Genomic DNA, 1,916 nt, shown 5'->3' with positions numbered 1-1,916 from the left:
CTTTCAGGTGAGATGGCTTCTTATGTTGGCATACGCCTTTTTGGTTGGCTTAGTAGCAGGGCTGCCACCACTTATCCTATGTCTAATGCCTTAAGCAAATCTTTGCGATACCGTTTGCTTAATGGTACCACATACTGACCTACTTGTACCTCATTTTTTTCCAGGTCTGCATTGTCCACTTTAGCCAGATTGACTATATACGATTTATTAATTTTGAGAAACTGATGACCAGGCAACTTTTGGCTTAGCTCTTTAAAAGTCATTCTTACCTTTAATGGTTGGTCTTTCAACATAATGGTAGAATAGTTGCGGTCTACTTCCAGGTAATAGATGTCCGGAATATGCACCTTTTGTATGCGTCGACCTGCCTTTACAAAAAAACTGTTTTGAATGGCTACATCATTTGCCCACTCGTTGAGGTGAGACGACTTATGGGCATACTTGTGCAAAGCAAGCTCGATGGCTCTTTGTAGTTGAGCTACTTCTACTGGTTTACTCAAATAAGCAAACGGGTTTGTTTGCTTGGCTCTACTGAACGTTTCCTGGTTTTGAAGCGAGGTAAGAAAAATAACGGGAATCATCAAAGACCGCTGTTTCATTTGTTCGGCTACCTCTATACCATCCATTGCCCCCCTGATATGGATGTCCATGAGTATTAGGTCGGGCTGGGTGGCACTCATCAGGCGGAGTGCTTCGTTTGCCTCCTGGGCAATGCCCAGTGAATGGTAGCCCATCTCTTCGAGCATCGCCTGAAGCCCTTGGGCAAAAATGGGGTCGTCTTCTACAATGAGTATATTCATAAATAGTGGTTCATATAGTCAAAAAAAATTAGTTGATTAACCTTCAAACAATGCCGGAACATTTTGTTGATTGGTTGGCGTTTTCTGCCCCCGAAAAGTGACATAAAAAGTAGTGCCCTCGTTTGGTTGGCTATCTACAGTGAGGGTGGCATTGTTGAGGCGGGCAAACTCCTGACACAAGGTAAGCCCCAGCCCCACGCCTTGTTCGCCCCTGAGCCCTTGTTGGCTTTTTTTACCACTTAGCTCAAACATTTGCTTCAGGGTAGCAGCATCCATGCCCACCCCCGAATCTTCGATGGCAAGCACCAACTCATTCTCTTGGTATTGGGTGGTAATTTCAATATTGCCCCCGTCGGGGGTAAACTTGGTGGCATTGCCAATGAGGTTTTGTATCAAACTGGTGAGCGAATGAGGATCTGCCCATAAAACTTGTCCTTGGGGCACCTTATTCTCTATTTGTATGTGGTGTAAATCGAGACTCCCCTGGTAAACTGCCATACAATCTTGTACTTGTTGGTGTAGATCGAGTTCTTCTGGTTGAGGAATTACACTTTTTTGCTGCACCATTGCCCAATCCAATAAGTTATTGAGCAATCGATTAAGCTTTTTGGCAGAGGCATTTATTTGTTCACTCACGGTTTGTACCTTTTCCAGGTCTTGCTTTTTGATATAATGATTGAGCAAATAGTTGACCTGCTGAAACGAAGCCAGTGGCCCCCTTAGGTCATGGGCTATGATACCAAAAAAGCGATCTTTGGTGTGGTTCAGTTTTTTAAGCTCCACCGTACGTTCGTCTACCAATTGCTCAAGCTGAAGCCTTTTTTGTTTGGCTTGTTGTAACCGCCAACTATAGCCCGTTACAATGACTAACAGCATGCACAAAGCCGCCCCTAACCGAAACCAGGTAGTAGCCCACCAGGGAGGAGTTACCCTTATTTTGAGCGTAAGCCCTTGCTCATTCCAAACTCCATCGTTGTTGGCAGCTTTTACTCGCAGGGTGTAACTGCCAGGAGCCAGGTTGGCAAAAGTAATGTCTCGGTGGGTGCCCAATTGTACCACATTCTTTGTGCAAGCCCTCTAGTTTGTAGGCGTATTTACTCTTATAGGCATTATAAT

2 protein-coding genes are annotated in these 1,916 nt (G+C 44.7%); both read right to left on the bottom strand.

Annotated features, from left to right (window positions below; genetic code table 11):
• Positions 1–71: 71 nt before the first annotated feature.
• Complete coding sequence (locus M23134_RS37125) at positions 72–800, bottom strand: LytR/AlgR family response regulator transcription factor (RefSeq protein WP_002706283.1); 729 nt, start codon at positions 798–800, stop codon at positions 72–74.
• A 36-nt stretch (positions 801–836) separates the two neighbouring features.
• Positions 837–1,859, bottom strand: coding sequence for an ATP-binding protein (locus M23134_RS37120; protein ID WP_002706280.1), 1,023 nt, complete (start codon positions 1,857–1,859; stop codon positions 837–839).
• Positions 1,860–1,916 lie beyond the last annotated feature (57 nt).

It is taken from the genome of Microscilla marina ATCC 23134 (assembly GCF_000169175.1).
In the GTDB taxonomy this organism is placed as follows: Bacteria; Bacteroidota; Bacteroidia; order Cytophagales; family Microscillaceae; genus Microscilla; species Microscilla marina.
This window is presented reverse-complemented; position numbering and strand designations above follow the sequence as displayed.